This is a genomic window from Aquimarina aggregata, from assembly GCF_001632745.1.
Classification (GTDB): domain Bacteria; phylum Bacteroidota; class Bacteroidia; order Flavobacteriales; family Flavobacteriaceae; genus Aquimarina; species Aquimarina aggregata.
Window position 1 is genome coordinate 237590 of record NZ_LQRT01000046.1, and the last position, 19524, is coordinate 257113.

The 19524-nt window shown below is 30.8% G+C and carries 16 protein-coding genes; 7 read left to right on the top strand and 9 right to left on the bottom strand.

Annotated features, from left to right (window positions below; translation table 11 throughout):
* Nucleotides 1-67: 67 nt before the first annotated feature.
* From AWE51_RS21950 to AWE51_RS21960, 3 genes are all read left to right on the top strand, one after another.
* Nucleotides 68-2128 (top strand): response regulator, encoded by a 2061-nt coding sequence (locus AWE51_RS21950; protein ID WP_082832559.1) that lies wholly within the window; start codon nt 68-70, stop codon nt 2126-2128.
* Nucleotides 2129-2267: 139 nt separating this feature from the next.
* A complete protein-coding gene (locus AWE51_RS21955; protein ID WP_082832560.1) occupies nt 2268-4352 on the top strand; it encodes an ATP-binding protein in 2085 nt (694 codons plus the stop codon).
* On the top strand, nt 4353-5174 hold the full coding sequence (locus tag AWE51_RS21960) for a DUF1853 family protein (RefSeq protein WP_066318300.1): 822 nt from the start codon (nt 4353-4355) through the stop codon (nt 5172-5174). It abuts the gene before it with no gap.
* 46 nt (nt 5175-5220) lie between these two features.
* Here AWE51_RS21960 and AWE51_RS21965 read toward each other — a convergent pair whose 3' ends face one another.
* Both AWE51_RS21965 and AWE51_RS21970 read right to left on the bottom strand, forming a co-directional pair.
* Nucleotides 5221-6684, bottom strand: coding sequence for a MoxR family ATPase (locus tag AWE51_RS21965; protein WP_066318302.1), 1464 nt, complete (start codon nt 6682-6684; stop codon nt 5221-5223).
* A 23-nt stretch (nt 6685-6707) separates the two neighbouring features.
* Entirely contained in the window at nt 6708-7832 is a 1125-nt protein-coding gene (locus AWE51_RS21970; protein ID WP_066318305.1) for a vWA domain-containing protein, read from the bottom strand.
* 219 nt (nt 7833-8051) lie between these two features.
* Here AWE51_RS21970 and AWE51_RS21975 point away from each other — a divergent pair, with 219 nt between their 5' ends.
* Nucleotides 8052-9524 carry a M28 family peptidase gene (locus tag AWE51_RS21975; protein ID WP_066318307.1) on the top strand — a complete coding sequence of 491 codons (1473 nt, stop codon included), beginning with the start codon at nt 8052-8054 and terminating at the stop codon, nt 9522-9524.
* A gap of 360 nt (nt 9525-9884) precedes the next feature.
* Entirely contained in the window at nt 9885-10244 is a 360-nt protein-coding gene (locus AWE51_RS21980) for a hypothetical protein (protein WP_066318310.1), read from the top strand.
* A gap of 1 nt (nt 10245) precedes the next feature.
* Here AWE51_RS21980 and AWE51_RS21985 read toward each other — a convergent pair whose 3' ends face one another.
* Nucleotides 10246-10482, bottom strand: coding sequence for a hypothetical protein (locus AWE51_RS21985; RefSeq protein ID WP_066318313.1), 237 nt, complete (start codon nt 10480-10482; stop codon nt 10246-10248).
* Between the two features lie 112 nt (nt 10483-10594).
* Here AWE51_RS21985 and AWE51_RS21990 point away from each other — a divergent pair, with 112 nt between their 5' ends.
* Nucleotides 10595-11368, top strand: a complete 774-nt coding sequence (locus tag AWE51_RS21990) for an MBL fold metallo-hydrolase (protein ID WP_262482911.1) — start codon at nt 10595-10597, stop codon at nt 11366-11368.
* A gap of 19 nt (nt 11369-11387) precedes the next feature.
* Entirely contained in the window at nt 11388-14597 is a 3210-nt protein-coding gene (locus tag AWE51_RS21995) for a VPS10 domain-containing protein (protein ID WP_066318316.1), read from the top strand.
* A 61-nt stretch (nt 14598-14658) separates the two neighbouring features.
* Here the strand turns inward: AWE51_RS21995 and AWE51_RS26700 are convergent, their stop codons facing one another.
* From AWE51_RS26700 to AWE51_RS22020, 6 genes are all read right to left on the bottom strand, one after another.
* A complete protein-coding gene (locus AWE51_RS26700) occupies nt 14659-14805 on the bottom strand; it encodes a hypothetical protein (RefSeq protein WP_157766195.1) in 147 nt (48 codons plus the stop codon).
* 454 nt (nt 14806-15259) lie between these two features.
* Complete coding sequence (locus AWE51_RS22000) at nt 15260-15919, bottom strand: hypothetical protein (RefSeq protein ID WP_066318326.1); 660 nt, start codon at nt 15917-15919, stop codon at nt 15260-15262.
* A gap of 256 nt (nt 15920-16175) precedes the next feature.
* Nucleotides 16176-16598: a hypothetical protein gene (locus AWE51_RS22005; RefSeq protein ID WP_066318329.1), complete on the bottom strand. Its 423-nt coding sequence runs from the start codon at nt 16596-16598 to the stop codon at nt 16176-16178.
* A gap of 4 nt (nt 16599-16602) precedes the next feature.
* Nucleotides 16603-18120, bottom strand: coding sequence for a hypothetical protein (locus tag AWE51_RS27085; protein ID WP_232517431.1), 1518 nt, complete (start codon nt 18118-18120; stop codon nt 16603-16605).
* Nucleotides 18121-18372: 252 nt separating this feature from the next.
* Nucleotides 18373-18645 (bottom strand): hypothetical protein, encoded by a 273-nt coding sequence (locus tag AWE51_RS22015; RefSeq protein WP_066318333.1) that lies wholly within the window; start codon nt 18643-18645, stop codon nt 18373-18375.
* Nucleotides 18646-19021: 376 nt separating this feature from the next.
* The gene (locus AWE51_RS22020; protein ID WP_066318337.1) at nt 19022-19516 is read right to left on the bottom strand and encodes a hypothetical protein; all 495 of its coding nucleotides are present in this window, start codon (nt 19514-19516) and stop codon (nt 19022-19024) included.
* Nucleotides 19517-19524 lie beyond the last annotated feature (8 nt).

Below are 19524 nucleotides of genomic sequence, written 5' to 3' on the forward strand. Positions count from 1 at the left end.
TCATATACTTTAACATTATATTATCTTTAAGCATATCATTGTCAATATCTAAGAAGATTTTACCTGAATGTTTGCTAGAAATACGCTTTTCTTACTCCTAACCTTTTTTCTATATTCAACATTCTTTGTTTCTTGTTCAAAGAAAGAAATTTTAACAGATGACGAAAAAAAATGGCTTGATAATAATAAGGTTACCTTAGGATTTTTCCCCTACTACCCGCCATATGAATTTGTAAGTAAAGAAAATGAAATCATAGGATTCTTTGTAGAATACTTTGATTTGATAGAAGAAAAAATTAATTATAAATTCGACAGGAAATATTATGTAGAGTGGCCAGATGTAATGCATGATGCAAAAAATCAAAATGTTGATATAATTTCTCAAATACAAGCCACTCCAGAAAGAAAAGAATATTTAAACTTTTATGCAGAGTTGTTCGAGTCTAAACATGTTCTTGTTACAAGAAAGAACTCTTTGTTTGACACTATTGATGATTTTAAAAATAAAATTATTACGATCCCCGAAGATTATGCCATTTTAGATATTCTAAAACTTAAATACCCTAATCATAACTTTGTAGAAGATGAAGATGACCTAAAATGCCTTCAAAAATTAAACTCTGGAGAATACGATGCCTATATAGGTCCAAGGTCTGTTATTAATTTTTTGATAAAAAACAAAGAACTTAACAACCTACAAATTGCTTCTGAAACAAATCTTTCATATAAGCCAGGTCTATCCGTTCATAAAAACAATAGGGTTTTAAACAATATTATTAGAAAAGCAGTAAACAGTATTTCTGAATCAGAAAAAGAAGATCTAATTGGAAATTGGTTGTATACGCAAACACAACCTTTTTATAAAAAAAATAATTTTCTGATTCCTTTTATCATAATTTTATTGTCGGTATTAAGTACCATATTGGGCATTAATTTTTATTTAAATTATATTGTAAAAAAGAAAACAAAAGAACTAAGAATTTCGAAAGAGATTGCCGAGAAAGACAATCAACTTAAAACAGCATTCATTAATAATATTTCACATGAAATTCGAACACCAATGAATGGAATCATTGGATTTTCAAAGTTTCTTGAAGAATCACTTACAAGTACCGAAAAAGAAAAATACACTAAAATTATTATCAATAGTAGTAAACAACTTATCACTACTATGGATAACATTCTTGAGATTTCTAAACTACAAACGCAACAGGTCGCCCTTAATCTCAAAAAAACTGATGTATTCAAGTTATTGGATCAAGTGTTTTCTAATTTTGAAGAGAAGGCAAAGAAAAAAGAGATTGCTCTTATTCTTAATAATAATTTATTAGAACATGAACGATTTGCGCTGCTTGATCAATCTAAATTAAATCAAGTTATTTCAAGTTTAATCGAAAATGCCGTTAAATTTACAGAAATAGGTGCTGTACTTATCTCATGTAATATTTTAAATTCATCACTTATCATCGCCATTAGAGACTCTGGGATAGGAATAAATTCAAAAGATCAAAAAAATATTTTTAAAAGTTTTTCTCAATCAGAGAACCAAATTTCACGAAGATATGGTGGCCTAGGTTTAGGATTGACTATTGCTAAAGAGAATGTTAGTTTAATGGGAGGTAAATTATCATTTTCTTCTATTCAAAATCAGGGATCCACTTTTAGGCTTGAACTACCATATTCTATTATTAAAACACAAAACTCAAATGTTTCTGAACAAAATGACTCTCAGTCTAGTAAACTCAAAGAATATAGAGCATTAATAGCCGAAGATGGTGAGGTTAATTTTTTATTCCTCAAAACTATATTAATGAAAATAGAAAACTACTTATTTGTCGTATATCGGGCAAAAAATGGTAAAGAAGCGGTAGATTTTTGTAAAAACAATGATTATTTGGATATCGTTTTTATGGATATAAAAATGCCCGAAATGGATGGATATGAAGCTACAAGGCTCATAAAAAAAATGAATACCCAACTCCCGGTTGTAGCCCAAACTGCATATTCTAGTAATGAAGATATTCATAATGCCTTTGCTGCCGGATGTGACGATTTTATTTCAAAACCCGTAGATCCAAAAGCATTAAAAAAAATAATTGAAAAATACCTAGTAATTTCTTCTTCTTGAAGAATACAGCATACTTAGGTTGCATTGATTATTTGCAACTATTTTATAAATATCTTAACACTTTTCTTGAAAGTGTTGCTATTAAATAGTATCTTTAATTTAAGGGAGTAAAAAAAGTAAGGGATAATTAGTATAAGTTATGCCAAAACACATACAACAAGTTTTTCTTTTAGCTCTTGTGCTATTAGGTCTTTTTTCCTGCTCCAAGTCTCAAACTCTTAGTGAGGCTGATAAAAAATGGCTCCGAGATAATGATAGTATTTCTGTAGCTTTCTTTCCGTACTATGCACCGTATCAATTTATAAACGAAAACGAAAAAATAGATGGTATTCTTACAGATTATCTATCATTGATCGAAGATAAGATGGGGCATAAATTCGAACGGAAATTATACAACAACTGGGAACAATTATTAAAAGATGCAGAAAATAATAAGATAGATATCATCTTAGAAATACAACAGACAGAAAAACGTGATAATTATTTAAATTTCTATTCTCAACTTTTCAAGTCCAATTTTGTCTTGATTACAAAAGATAATTCTTTCCAGAACTCTAAACTTAGTGATTTTCATAACAAAACAGTAGTGGTTCCGAAAGATTACGGGATACATGAAATGCTTAAAGAGCAAGAAAAAAAATTGAATATTGCAACAGAAGTAGATGATATAGCATGTTTAAAAGAAGTTAATAGAGGAACATATGATGCCTATATCGGGCCTAAAGCAGTAGCTAACTATCTTATAAAAACAGAAAACTTAGAAAACCTTAATATCGTTCTTGAGACTCCGTACAGTTATACTCCTAGCCTAGCTGTACAAAAACAGAATGTAGAGCTTAATCAAATTATATCCAAAACAATCAAAACAATAAAAGATTCTGAAAAACAGGTTATCTTTGACAATTGGCTATACAATGCGATAGTTCCTTTCTACAAAAAACCAAGTTTTTGGATTGGTCTTTCTGGTATTATTTTAATCTCGCTTATTATTATTCTATTACTTAATAGATATTTAAAGTACTTAATTCGAGAAAAAACTAAGGAGTTAAAGGTTGCTAAAGAACGTGCAGAAGAAAGTAATAAGCTAAAAACTGCATTTATACATAATATCTCTCACGAAGTACGGACTCCTATGAATGGGATTATTGGTTTTTCTGAATTACTTAATGATCCACAAATAACAGTTCCAAAACAAAAAGAATATTCAAAAATTATCATTGATAGTAGCAATCAACTTATCAATATCATCGATGATATTATTGAAATTTCAAAATTAGAAACCAATCAGGTAGAGGCCCGTTTTGAAGAAACCAATTTAAACGATATACTTAGACTACTATTTTCTGATTTTCAAAGTAAAGCTATTCTAAAAAAAATAGCCATTTACCTTAATAACGCCATACAAGATGAGCAGGCTATTATCTTAACAGATAAATTAAAACTCAACAAAATACTCTACAATTTAATTGATAATGCCATTAAATTCACAAACAAAGGTAGTATTGAAATTTCTTGTAAAATCGATAATGGAAATATCCTTATACAAGTAATAGATACTGGAATAGGTATTAAACCAGAGGACCAAGAATTAATTTTTAGAAATTTTTCTCAATCCGAAAAAGAAGTCACAAAGAGTTATGACGGACTTGGATTAGGCTTATCCATTGCTTTAAAAAATGCCAAATTACTTAATGGAAATATTTCTTTCACATCAACTCCAAAAAAAGGATCTACTTTTATCTTAACGATTCCTTATCATCCCATCGTAGATCCAAATAAAGTTGATCCGTCTTTAAAAGAAATTAATGATATTTCAACAAATACTCCTATTAAACAAGTTATTTTAATTGTCGAAGATGGAGAAGTAAACTTTCTATTTCTTAAGACTTTATTATTAAAAATGAAAGGTTATAAATTTGTGATTCATAGAGCTGAAAATGGAAAAGAGGCATTAAATATTTGTGAAAACAATACACACATTGATTTAGTACTTATGGATATCAGAATGCCTATAATGGATGGATATACGGCTACACGAAAAATCAAAAAAATCAGACCCGAACTCCCGATTGTAGCACAAACTGCTTATTCTACAGAAGAAGATATCCAAAAAGCCCTTGATGCTGGTTGTGATGATTTTGTATCTAAACCTGTAGACAGAAAACTCCTTGGTCCAATTATCAGTAAATATTTTTCTGGTTTAAAAAAATCAATACACTCCTAAATGTCTATAAAAAATCAGTATTTGGGTTTTTTAAACAGCAGTTCATTATGGCAAGGCCGTTTTTCTGATGTAATCCAATTTGATTTTGAAGCACTAAATACTCCCGCAATTATTCCAGATATTTTACCTTTTTCGATTTCAGAAAATGAAGTTTTAGGAAAGTGTATCGAACAGTTTTTTGCTTATACTATTGACAATACTAAAGACTATCAAATTATTACTAAAAACAATCAAATATTTAACGATAAAATTACAATTGGTGAGATTGATTTTATGATTAGAGATCTCCAAAATTCAAAAATTTTACATATTGAATTAGTTTATAAATTTTATATCTACGATCCTAGTATTACTACTGAAATTGATCGATGGATTGGTCCAAATCGTAAAGACTCTTTATCCCAGAAGATTAAAAAATTAAAAAACAAGCAATTACCTTTACTTTATCGACAAGAAACTTTGTCCCTACTAGATTCTTTAAATTTAAAATCTCAACATATCGATCAAAAAGTATGTTATATGGCTAATCTTTTTGTTCCTATATCACATATTGGGAAAAAATTACCGCATATTAATCCTAAATGTATTATTGGGTATTGGATAAAATTTGAAGATTTTACTGCCAAAGGTTACTTTACAAATCAGTTTTATATCCCTAAAAAAAGAGATTGGGTAACATCCCCTGATACTAATCGCATTTGGTTTTCTTTTGCTAGCATTCTAGAACAAGTTAAATCTTCACTTTTACAAAAAAAATCTCCATTACTTTGGATGAAAAGTAATGAAGATTCTTATCAACGTTTTTTTATAGTTTGGTGGTAATTTATTATTTCGATTAATTTCAAATTAACAAAAACCAATTTCTCTTTTACAATCCGCTAATATAGCTTCCGTATAGATCGTTAAACCTAAAACCTTCGGATAATCTATACTTGCTCAATTTTTTGTATTCTACCAATCCCCATAACAAGAATTCTTTCATAAAATAACTATCCTCATCATTCAAATCGGCTTGATACTCTTTTATCAAATCTGTAAGCGGAGAAATCGCATCGAGTTTTGAGGTATATTCTTGATCAGAAACATCATCTAACAATTCAAATCCACTTTGTTCAAAAAACCAGCTTAATAATGTTTCGTACGGGCTTTTATAGTCTTCTTTTTCTAATTTTTCTATCGCAGGAAAATAGTCAGGAAATAAAGTTTTAATAGCATTTGCAATTAGAGAATGTGCTACAGAAGAAGCTCCTTCTTGTTCTCCTTCATAAACCAGTTCTACTTTACCTGTTACAGCAGGAATAATACCTGTAAAATCACTTAATCTTAGTGCAGTAGTATCATCTCCAGATATCAACGCTCGATGTTCTGCAGTACTTAAAAGGTTTTCATAGGCTGTAATACTCATTCTAGCACTAATACCACTCTTATGATCAATAAATTCACTTTCGCGGGCTTCAAAACTAATTTGTTCTAAAAGATCTTTGGCTAGTTCAGGAACATATACCAAATCACTTTGTCTAGTATCTAATTTAGCTTCTTGTTGCGTAATTGTCTTTGCTATAGCGATAGTCTCTGGATAATGGGTTAGGATTTGAGAACCAATCCTATCTTTTAGAGGAGTAACGATGCTTCCTCTGTTTGTATAATCTTCTGGATTTGCAGTAAAAACAAATTGTATATCTAAGGGTAATCGTAGTTTAAATCCTCTAATTTGAATATCCCCTTCTTGTAAAATATTAAACAAAGCTACTTGTATACGAGCTTGTAAATCTGGTAATTCATTAATCACAAAAATACTACGATTTGCTCTAGGAATCATTCCAAAATGAATAACACGATCATCGGCATAACTTAACTTTAAATTAGCTGCTTTAATAGGATCAACATCTCCAATAATATCCGCTACGGTAACATCTGGAGTTGCTAATTTTTCAGAAAAACGTTCTGACCTATGTAACCAACTTATAGGTGTATCATCTCCTTTATCTTCTATTAAATTTGTAGCATATCTAGAAATAGGATTAAAAGGATCATCATTAATTTCAGATCCATCTACAATAGGAATCCATTCATCTAAGAGATTAATCATTTGCCTTGCCAACCGTGTTTTGGCTTGCCCTCTTAATCCCAATAAATTAATATTATGCCTAGAAAGAATCGCTCTTTCAAGTTCAGGAATAACAGTGTTTTCGTATCCATGTATACCTGTAAAAGTATCTTCTTTTTTACTAATCTTAGTTCTTAAATTATCCCTGAGCTCATCTTTTATAGACTTTCCTTTGTAACCTGTCTCTTTTAGTTCACCTAAGGTTTTTATATTTTGAATCTTCATATAATTTTTATTCTCTTTTCTTTTTATCCTTTAATTCTCTTTTTTCTATTGGTTTCGTAATCTTCAAAGATCATCTCTCCTAAACCTTTTAACCCTGTATAAAATGCTTTTCCTTGATTTGCATAGGTAAATTCTCTTACAAACTGCATTAAATAAGAGTCTTGAGCAATCATAAATGTAGTGATTGGTATATGTAATTTTCTTGCTTGTTGAGCCATCATATAGCATTTATTTACAATATGTCTGTCTAAACCATTACTATTTTTATAATATTGACCATCCGGCATTTTTAAACAACTAGGTTTACCGTCTGTAATCATAAAAATTTGCTTGTTTGTATTACGTTTTCTGCGTAACATATCCATTGCCAACTGTAAACCAGCAACAGTATTAGTATGATAAGGGCCTACTTGCAAATAAGGTAAATCCTTGATTGCAATTGGCCAGGCGTCGTTTCCAAACACCAAGATATCTAGAGTATCTTTGGGGTATCGCGTTGTAATAAGCTCTGCAAGTGCCATTGCCACTTTTTTGGCAGGAGTGATTCGGTCTTCGCCATACAAAATCATACTATGACTAATATCTATCATTAACACCGTACTCATTTGAGCTTTGAACTGAGTTTCTTCTACAACAAGGTCATCTTCTGTAAGGTTTAGGTCCCCAATACCATGATTAATTTGTGCATTTTTAAGACTTTCTGTCATCGAGATTCGTTCTAGAGAATCGCCATATTGGTAATTGCGAAACTCACCAGAGTGTTCGTCTCCCCTACCAATATAGTTCGTTCGATGATTACCCGATCCACTTCGTTTTAGTTTACCAAAAATTTGATCTAATGCTCTTTTACGAATTGCTTGCTCGGTTTTAGCAGTAATTGACATCCCTCCTTTTCCATCAGGTTTAATCTCTTCTCGAATATATCCCTTCTTTTTTAAGTCTTCGACAAAATCATCCAAAGTATATTCATCGTCTGTTAACTGATATTCTTTATCCAACTCTTTCATCCAATCAAGTGCTTCATCCAAATCTCCAGAAGTATGAGTAATGATCTCTTGAAAAATATCAAAAAGTTTATCAAAAGGAGATTGTTCAGGGGCTTCGTAGATTTTAAAAGAGAAACCCTTTTTAAAATTTTTCTTTTTCATAAGTTAAAGTTAGTACATTTTTATATAAGAAGAGGGCATATCAACCCGATAAGAAATCAGAATTAACATTTGTTTTACAGAACTTTTATAGAAAAATATCTTACTAGTACGTTTAAAAATAAAAATAACTAACAATTGTTATCTTTGGGAAAGCCTAAGAGGCAGATAAAACATCTTAATACGTATACATATTCATCACTCATTTATCACATCAATCCTATGAAAAAATATTTCTTACCAATAGTATTCACTCTTTTTTCAATCTTAACCTCGGCTCAAGATGATGCAGAAAAAGTGGCATCTACTGTTTCTAAATCCGAAATAAAAGGGCATATCTATTTCTTAGCTTCTGATGAGCTAAAAGGAAGACAAACGGGATCTTCAGAAAATAAAATTGCCGCACAATATCTAGCAAATATGCTTAGAAGCTACGGAGTTAATCCCATTCCCGATACAAAAAGTTATATTCAGAATGTCGCATTACTAAAAACATCAAGTGCTACTACAACTATATTTAAGTCCAATACTACTGAAATAAAAAAGATTATTCCTATTACAAAAGCAAATGCAAATTTTAAGGGTAAAGCTGTTTTTGTAAACTATGGCACTCCTGAAGATTATAAAAAAACTAATGTAAAAGGAAAATACGTTATCTCTTATGTAGGTACTAAGGATAATAATGACATGAGATTTGCTTTTTCTAAAATAAAAGAAAAAAGAGAGCTCGCCGAAAAAAATGGAGCTATTGGTTTTATAGAAATCTCTAATATTAATGACAACATTTGGGAACGAATTTCTCATTCTCTTAACGGAGATAAAATGGAAACTGTGGGTAGTAACAATAGTAAATTAGATCAGTTTTCTTATGCTTGGGTCAATGATCAAAAAGAAGAAATCAGCAAACTTTTTACGGATAAAAATGAAATTGATATCGCACTTACTATCGAAGGGATCAAACAAAGTAAAGTAACTTCTCAAAACGTAGTTGGTGTTGTACAAGGTACAGATCCTAAACTTAAGAATGAATATATTATTTATTCTGCGCATTATGATCATGTAGGTATAGGAAAAGCTGTTGACAATGACTCTATTTATAATGGAGCACGTGATAATGCAGTAGGAACTGTTACTGTGCTTTCTGCAGCAGAGAACATTGCTAAATATCCGACTAAAAGATCTGCACTTTTTATACTATTTACAGGAGAAGAAAAAGGCTTACTTGGTAGTAAGTGGTATGTTGAACATCCTGTTCTACCATTAAATCAAATGGTGTATTGTTTTAACAGTGATAATGGAGGGTATAATGATACTAAATTAGCAACCATAGTAGGACTTAGTAGAACAACGGCACAAAAAGATATTGAAACTGCCGCTCTTAAATTTGGATTAAAAGCTATTGATGATCCAGCACCAGAACAAGGTTTGTTTGATAGATCTGATAATGTAAATTTTGCTGCTAAAGGGATACCAGCTCCAACATTTAGTATGGGATTTACTGCTTTTGACGAACAAATTACCAAATATTATCATCAGGTAACAGATAACCCTGACACATTAGATTACGATTATTTATATAAGTTTTTTCAATCTTATGTTCTAGCATGTCGAAATATCGCCAATAACCCCACTACTCCATTTTGGGTAAAAGGCGATAAGTATTATGAAGCTGGTGTCAAGCTTTATAAAAAATAATCAATCCGACTATTTAGATGAGTTTATAGAAAACAGGCTTAAAAGTAATTTTAAAGCCTGTTTTTATAATTTTAGAACTTTATTTTTTTATTAAATCAAATACTATGTTCTTAGATAATTATTAATTAATTCTCATCTTTTGAAGCAAAAACCATCTAAAAACATAAAATTTAAGAAAACATATTCCTTTTTTAACAAAACAATATTATAAATAGGGCATTTTATACATTAATTTTATATTACCCTAGAATTAAGATAATTGTTAAAGCAACATAACAAATACATATGACAATAAGTAGTAACCCCATGTAATTGCATACTGTGTAGGTGACGATATGTAATTCATTAAATCATAAGATTATGAAAAATTACATATTTATAGTATTCGTGATTTCTTCATGTTGGCTATATCCTAACAATACTAGTCATTCTTTAAAATCAAATTCAGAAGAATATTCTCAAAATCCTCGTGATCGTAAACTCTCAGCAGACGAAGTCAAACAAAGAGGTCTCGATGTATTAGCTAATGAAATAACCGAAAACTTCGAAAGTTTAGACTTAAAAAAAACAGCAAGGTCTGCTATATTTGAAACTTCATACGGTTTTAGATGGAAACTTGTAAATCTTCATACAGGTAAAAAGATTATTGTAAAAGTTGATAAAGACTTTAAGCTTATTTCGGCAAGAGATAATAAGAATACTAAAATTATGAAACCTTGAATTAAGAGGAAAGTAAATTCTTAACTGTTTCAAAATCTTCTTCATACTCCCAATAGATTACTCTATCATATGCGTATTTAATTAAAATATAATTTTCACTTACAGATAGAACCCTTTCTATGGCTACAAGTTTTCTAGAAGCTTTTTCGACCTTTACCTCTTCAACTATTTCTTGATTACGGGCATCAAAACCATGAACTATGGTATGACTTTTTAATGTTAACTCTATAAATTTCATTTTAATTGTTTTTTAGATCTTTAAAAATCTCAAATTTTAACTTAACACCACTTTAAGACTTTATCGTTGTCATTTTATTTATTTTAGACTCTTCATTATCAATCATCCAAAGGTGCCAAAATTTTTTCTTCTTTTCGCCACTATTTTTTCATGTTTTTTTAGTCGTGCTCAAGAAAATATCTCTATTACATACACAGGTAACATGGGGGTGTATATTACGGATAAACAATCTTCAGTTCTTATAGATGGTTTACACACTAGATATGGTGATGATTATTTATTTCCAACTGCTAAGCTAGTCAATGAAATTAATACACAATTACAACCCGATGTTATTTTATTTACACATTATCATGGGGATCATTTTAGTGTTGAATTGGCAAAAGAATATCTTAAAAAAAATAAGGAAACTCATGTCTTCGGAGCGAACCAAATAACAAAGCATTTTTCATCAAATAGTAATCAAATCCATACGATAGCAACAAACGATTATAACAAACAAATAAAACCTATAAAAAAAGCAACTATTACAGGATTTAAAGTCGATCATGTAGGAAAACGACATAGTGCTGTAGAGAATGTAGGATTCATAATTGAGATTAGTAATAAAAAGATACTACATGTAGGGGATACTGATTGGCTACAAGAAATTAATCTATTTGATCAATTAAAATTATCCGAAGAAGCCATTGATATAGCCATTTTACCGTATTGGATGCTTTTATCTGACAATGCGACTTTATTGATAAAAGAAAACATAAATACAAAACATATCATTGCTACTCATATTTCACCACAAATAAAAAAAGAAGAGCTTTCAAAATTAAAAAACACATATCCCCATGTGCATTTTTTTACAAAACTCAAACAACAGATACAACTATAATTAACACACATCCAAAAAAATGAAAAAAATATTATTGTTACTACTACTCACAACAGCCATAGGGGTTTCACAAGAATTCTCTATGGATCTTATCAAGGATAATACACCACGTAATATAGGGCCGGGAGGTATGAGTGGGCGTGTGACCTCGATAGATGTAGTAACTTCTGATCCAAATACAATCTATGCAGGAACAGCCTCTGGAGGATTGTGGAAATCAACTTCGGGAGGAATAAAATGGAATCCCATTTTTGATAATCAAGCCACCGCTTCTATTGGTGCCGTTGCAGTTCAACAATCAAATCCATCTGTTATATGGGTTGGCACAGGAGAAGGAAATCCTCGTAATAGTTTAAATGGTGGATATGGTGTATACAAATCCTTAGACGGTGGTAAAAACTGGAAACTTATGGGATTAGAAAAAACACGTCATATTCACAAAGTGATTATTGATCCAACTAACCCAAATATTGTTTATGTTGCCGCTATTGGATCGCCTTGGGGAGAACATCCAGAAAGAGGCGTTTTTAAGACTACAGATGGTGGTGATACATGGTCAAAAATTCTTTTCGTTAATAATAAAACTGGAGCCGCAGATCTTGTGATTGATCCAAAGAATCCTAATAAATTAATTGTGGCCATGTGGGAACATAAAAGAGATCCTTGGTTTTTTAAATCAGGAGGAAAAGGATCCGGGCTACACATTACTCATGACGGCGGAAAAACTTGGAAAAAAAGAACTGATTTAGATGGGCTTCCGAAAGGAAACCTTGGACGTATTGGATTAGCAATAGCTCCTAATAAACCTAATATTATTTATGCGCTAATCGAAGCAAAAAAGAATGCCTTATACAAGTCTACAGATGGTGGTTTTAAATGGAAAAAAGTTAATGATAAAAATGATATCGGTAATCGACCTTTTTATTATTCAGATATTTTTGTAGATCCTCAAAATGAAAACAGAGTCTATTCTGTTTTTACATATGTAAATGTTTCTGAAGACGGAGGTAAGAATTTTTCGCAATTAATGCCTGCATATGGAGTGGATAATGGTGTTCATCCAGATCATCATGCATGGTGGATCCACCCTAACGATGGAAATTATATGATAGATGGTAATGATGGTGGTTTAAATATTACACGTGATGGTGGTAAAACATGGCGATTTATTGGTAACCTACCTGTTGCTCAATTTTATCATATTAATGTAGACAACGAATTCCCTTACAACGTGTATGGGGGAATGCAAGATAATGGTAGCTGGAGAGGTCCTGCTTATGTTTGGAAAGCACAAGGGATTAGAAATTCATATTGGCAAGAAATTTCTTTTGGAGACGGTTTTGATGTTGTTCCTGACAAAGAAGATTCACGTTACGGCTGGTCTATGAGTCAGCAAGGATTTGTAAGTAGATACGATTGGATGACAGGTAATAATTATACAGTTCGCCCAACTCACCCTGATCCCAAAGTAAAACTTCGTTTTAACTGGAACGCGGCCATTAATATTGATCCCTTTGATAGCAGTACCTTATATTTCGGAAGTCAGTTTGTACATAAAAGCACCGATAAAGGATTAACATGGAAAGTAATTTCTAGAGATTTATCTACCAATAATCCCGAAAAATTAAAACAGTCTGAAAGTGGCGGATTAACAATGGATGCTACTGGCGCAGAAAATCATTGCACAGTTTTAGTAATAGAACCTTCTACTTTAGAACAAAATATGCTTTGGGCAGCTACAGATGATGGTCGAGTGCACGTTACACAAAATGGTGGTACCAACTGGACAGATGTTTCTGCTAATATTAAAGGGTTACCTAAAGGTAGTTGGATTGTTCAAATCAAAGCATCTAACAAAAATAAAGGTGAAGCTCTACTTGTTGCAAATGATTATAGAAGATTTAATTATACGCCTTATGCATATCGCACTAAAGATTATGGTAAGACTTGGGTACGTATCGTAGATCAAAATGATGTAAAAAGTTATACGCTAAGTATTGTTGAAGATCCAATAGAAAAAAACCTTTTATTTCTAGGAACTGATGATGGATTGTATATTTCTTTAAATGCAGGTAATAATTGGGTTAAATGGACCAAAGGATTTCCTACAGTTTCTGTTAAAGATTTAGTGATTCAACCTAGAGAACATGATTTAGTAATTGGTACATTTGGTAGAGCAGCCTGGGTACTAGATGATATTAGACCTTTACGAGCATTAGCAAAAAACACCTCTGTTTTAAAGCAAAAATTACAAATTTTTGAACCACCAATTGCATATCAAGCAGCATATCAGCAACCTACTGGTAGTCGTTTTGGTGCAGATGCCATTTATAATGGTGATAATCGTGATTATGGTGCACTTATCTCCTACTATCTACAAGTGGAGAAAAAGAAAAAAGAAGACAATGACAAGGACGAAGAAAAAGAGGATGAAGATGTGAATACAGACGAAAAAGAAGAGACAAAAGTAAAATGGGACTCTATTCGCTTAAAAGTATATGACGGTGATCGATTAATTAGAACACTCAAGCAAAAAACTCCTGACTCTACTGGATTTCATAAAATTACATGGTTTATGGATGAAAAAGGAGTAGATCGACCTTCTAGAAAAGTTATAAAACAGGATAAAGAACCTAATGGAGTTTTGGTAAAACCTGGAAACTATAAATTAGTCATGGAATATGGCGATCAAACTTCTGAGACTTCTATAAAGCTACAATCAGATCCTAGGTTACAAGTATCTACGCAAAACATAAATGAGGTATACGCAGCTTCTAAGAAACTAGAAAAAATGATGCAAACTGCATCTGACGCTGTAAAACAGTTAGCACAAAGTAAAGAGGTCGCTGCGAAATATAAAAAAGAGCTTCAAAAATTAGACAAAAAGAAGTTTAAGGAGCAGATCAAATCATCTAAAGGTATTTCTAAGAAAATTGATAGTGTAATGGCTTTTTATATTGGTAAGATTGATAAACGTCAAGGGATTACACGTAATCCAGAAGTTACCATAATGCAACGTCTTGGAAAAGCAAATCAATATGTAAGCAGTCGTAAAACGGGAATAACTGATACAGAAAAAACACTAATGCAACAAGCCAAAGATGCTCTGCAAGATGCCTTGCAAAAAACGAATACCTTCTTTACCAATGACTGGAAAACATATCGTGAAGCTATCGAGAAATTAAATACGTCGCCTTTTAAAGAAACTAAGAATTTTAATTTAGAATAATTGATTTTAAAAGAAATAAGCCAATAATAAGGCTGTCTAAAAAGTAATTTAGACAGCCTTATTATTTAAACTTTTCTTCAAATGTACAATCTTTAAGAGTATAATTAGTTTCCATAGATGTTATACCTCTTGTTGTATTAGGCTTCCCTTTGTAAGTTACCTCTCCTTTCTTAGTCATTTTATCAGAAATACCATAGGTGGCTACCATTTTATCATAAAATGATCTATCAAGTATACCATTAATGCTAAAAGTTATTTTTTGAATGATTTCATTTAAGTTTGTATCAATAATTATGTAATGATATGATTTACCAAAAAAAAATGAAATTTCCTTGCGTTCTATAAAATTTTATATTGGTTCTGTATGACTCTCATTTAAAAACTTCATAAGGAAATTCTTCAATATGTTTATCCAAATATTCATTAATATTTAATGGTTTCATATAGAATAAAACTAAAAAATTTAATAATAATATTTTCATGTTATCTATAATCTGTATCTGGTCTTACAGATATTAAATAAGGTGCAGGACTTCGAATATCGTAAACATTTTTACTTATGATATTACCAATACAATGGGTCATCAAAATAATTTTAACCACAACAAAGCAGACAAGGTATTAAATAACATTTTGAGCCTTTAAAAGAATTAACTTTCAGACTAACCATAAATTTTATTGACAAAAAAATCATGGGCAATAATGTACGGTTGACCTATATTAAAACCATCAGGAGAAATGTAATTATTTCCAAACACTAAAACCTTCAAATAACGTAGTTTACTATTATCTTGCTCTATTGTTGTTTTGATATTAAAAGTTATATCATGTGCTTTACAAATATCTTCTATACTGTCTTTAAAGTTTTCAGGTATGATAAGTGATTTTCTACCATTTTTTTTATACGCATATTCTGTAGCATAAAACTCCTCGGTAGCTTGTATCCAATTATTAGAAACTTTTATATATGTCTGATATATTTGACCTAAAAAAGTATCTATATCTTTTGGATATCCTATTAGTTCACAATCTAGATTGTCATTATTGTATCTCCAAAGTAGAGGATGATCTGTAAACAATTTTAATTGTATGTAAGGCATAAATTTTTCTAATCGCATGTTTTGAAAACCTTCACATCTATGTGCAGTTAATTGCCATTTTTGAACATTAGTAATTCCATTAAAATCACCTGACTCATGAATGAAATTAAAATTAGCAGAATTAACTCCATCCTTTTTGTGTTCTATTTTAATTAGCTGTAAATCACATTCCTGATAATATTTTTCAGAATTAGTAATCTTTATTAGTTTTTCTAAATTCATAAGCAGTTTAAATAGTTTAGAAAGGTATACATAATACCTTGAGAAGCCTTTGTTAGTAAATGTTTAAAGTTTGATAACATAAAATCTCAAAATGCTCCAGCGGACTTGCTCACAAGAAATTTACTAACTCGGTGGATAATTAACCGCCAAGTTAGTAAACATTTTTCTTTGCTTCAAGATAAGAATATAGGCCAAGGCAAGCACTAAATTACGCTCCGTTTAGACGTTTTACGTATTTAAATAATAGATAATAGGATCATTCAAATTGAATAAATGGCTCTACATTATAAAAAATATTATTCTTACCTTCTTTTTTTACAAAATAAATATCATATTTAGATAAATATTTCATTAAGCTATAATATTTCCTACGATTGGTATTACCATCTTTTATATCTAAAAAATAATTAATTATTTCTGAAAGAGGTTTTATATTTAAGGAATAGTAATAGTCTCCTTTTTCCTTTCCCTTTGTGTTTTTAAAACCAATCTGGGCACCAATATTATTTTCACATCTCAAATAAAAGGAATAACTATATTCTATTTTATCTTCGACAAAGTTTAATATTTCTCCATGGTTATCGATGCTTAGATATAAAGTTTCTTTTTCTTCGTTAATATTTTGGGAAAAAACAACGAAAGAAATAAGTGTAAAGATTAGAGATAGTTTTTTTTTCATGTCATTAACTTTCTGGGCAGGCCTTACCTGCCACATTTTGATCATTGACTAAATGTTTTAAAATATTTTGTTCTTCTTCAAAACTAAGTTGCGAATAATAATTTGTGCCTTTTAATCCCGTCATTGCAATAGCTTTATAAAAGTCCAAAGTAGGAATCCCATTAGCATAAATAGAACCTTCATAATTCATTTCTCTGATAAAATTGTTATAATCATCCGTTAATATATTTTTATGAATTTTCTGCAAAGATTTTGCCATAGATCGAACATACAAATCTACCATGGCATCATGATAAATATTTCTACTATCTGCATAACCATCTAAAGTTTTTCTGAATTTTTGTTCTCCAGATGTAGGGTTAGAAGTATTATCCTTTCTAAACATATCAGCATGAATGTATTCATGTAACAAAACATTTACCGCACTTATTGCACTCATTCGATTTATACTACTAGAATTGATTTGTATTTCAATTTGGGTTGAATTTACATTATAAATTGTTAACCCAGCTACTTCTTTATTATTATTATTGTAGACTTTATTTTTTGATACTATTTTAACATCAAATTCCGAATCACCTTCAAAGTTCTTCAACAAATCCCTTAGAAATCTATCCCCTGTTTTGTTTAATAATTTATTAAGGCATTTTGCTTTTCCAGTTAATTCTTGGTCATCAATGGAAAGAACATACCATAAATTAGGATCAAGTTCTTCTCCTTGTTTAGGAATATGAACCTTACTTGTTACTGTACCAGTTCCCCCAGAACTTCCATTGCAGCTAGTTACTTGTTTTGTGGATTGACCTCTATTTATTCTATGAGAATAAGTAACAGATATGATTTCTCTGGTTCCTGTATAGTACTCTACGTCATAAAAATATTCCCAATGTTGAACCGTTACTGTTCTTGTAGAACATCCACCATTACCACCACCATTACATCCTACTGGTTCTAATCCATCAAAAATTGCGCATTTTGATGGCGTTCTTGGTATTAAATTTTGACCAATTGATTTGTCTAATGATTTTAATTGCAATTCGCCTTGTTCATAGGATTCAACACTAATTTTCTCTCCATTCATATCATATAAATATGCCATTCCAGAATAAGTCATAATATTTAAATAGGATAACTTTTTCTGTTCGTTATCTAATGATGGTAATAACTCAACTAAAAAGTATTCTGGCTGATTATTATCATTAAATCTAGCTAAAAGTTGATAATCCAATTTTGAATTATATCCATCAATATTTAAAACTGCTGTACTGCTATTTTTAACTGCGAATTCATAAAATAAAGACGTCTCTCCTTTTCTTAAAACAAAAGATGACCAATCAATTACCAGGTTTTCTTTTTTTAAGGCAGGTGTATTTACAAAAGAATTAAAAGAAAATTCTTGTTGTAAAATTTCTTGGGGAGTAAGATCAATTATATTTTCTTTCTCTTGCTCACAAGAGGTAAATAATAAACAATATACCACTGAAAACATCAGTATTCTTATGAGTGAATTAACTTTTCTCATTTTAATTAGATTAATTTGTATGCCTACTCTATTTATTGGATTTTCGGTTTCTCCATAGTAAAGAACAAAAGAGTATTTTAAAGCTAGCTCTCCTTTGGTCTTTGATTAATTTCTTTTACACTTAATTTTCTATATTTTTTTATCGGTTAATTTCATAATTAAAAATATTGTGTTTAGCAACAGGGGTAATAGTTATTATTCAATATTAACCTGTATCTGTTTCATTTTTCAGCACTAAGTTTTTTTGATTGCCTATCCCACAAAAGGATTCACCCAACTGGTACTTCTTTGTTTTTCATAAAACCCAAACTGAAACCCTACGGCTTCTTCATACACAAAACTTTGAGCAGCTACATTATAAAGAATAGGTGCGTTTAAATCTTTCATGATATTAATGATTCTATAAAGTTTGGTTTTTGAGACCCCTAACCGATAGGCCAGAACTTCTGGAGTACCCGTAGCTTGTAGGCGGATCAATTGATCAATTCTTTCTATGACTTCGATTTGTTTGATTAAAGTATTCATTACTTTCCCCTTTTAATGATTATTAGTTATTAGTGCTTTGACAAGTTTGACGATATGTTTATTAAGCTGATCAGTATTTATTCTCTGTTAATAATTTTAGTAATTGGTCCCCCCCCACTTCTTAAGTACTCTTACCCACTTAATAAGTACCCCAAGAGGCTCCATATGTTAAAGCTTTGCGTAAATTTGTCAGTTGGGGTACTTCTTTACTAAGTGGTTCGGGTAACTCTGTCAGTTGATGTATTTATTTAAGTAGGGCCTCCTACTTCGTTATTAAGTGATCGGTCAAATTTTGTAGGCTTATTTGTCTTTTTTATAGTACGGCCTATTCTTTTTAACCTCTTTCATACCATATGTATAGATGATCACAGAAATATTAAGCTACAGTCTTCTTTTCTTTTGTATTACGCTGAGTATTTACATTCTGTGTAAATCGAGTCTTTAGCAATTCATGAGCACTTTGAGCTCCTTCCATGGGCATTTTACGAGCTGCATCTGCAAGATTATATACCGATAGTGCTACACGATATACTTCACTACCAGCGATCATTTGGGTATCCTTCATTTGGCGTAACAGACTTTCTAATTCTAGAATAATAGGATCTAATTGTTCAAATAGTTTTAGATCCTTTCGAGCCTCATCTGCAGTTAATGCTTCTGGTATCCATCTGGGTTTACCTTCTAGAATATGAATACTATCTTCGGCAAATATTTTATTAGCACTATTAATCTTTGGTAGATTTTTACGCTCTTTTGGTGTTAGATTTTGTAAAAAACCTAAAGTTCCTTTTAGCTCATTAATACTTTGCTGTATAGCAGACACTTCTTCTTTGTTGAGAACCTTACTAACTCTGTTGTTTTCCTTAATCATACTTATAA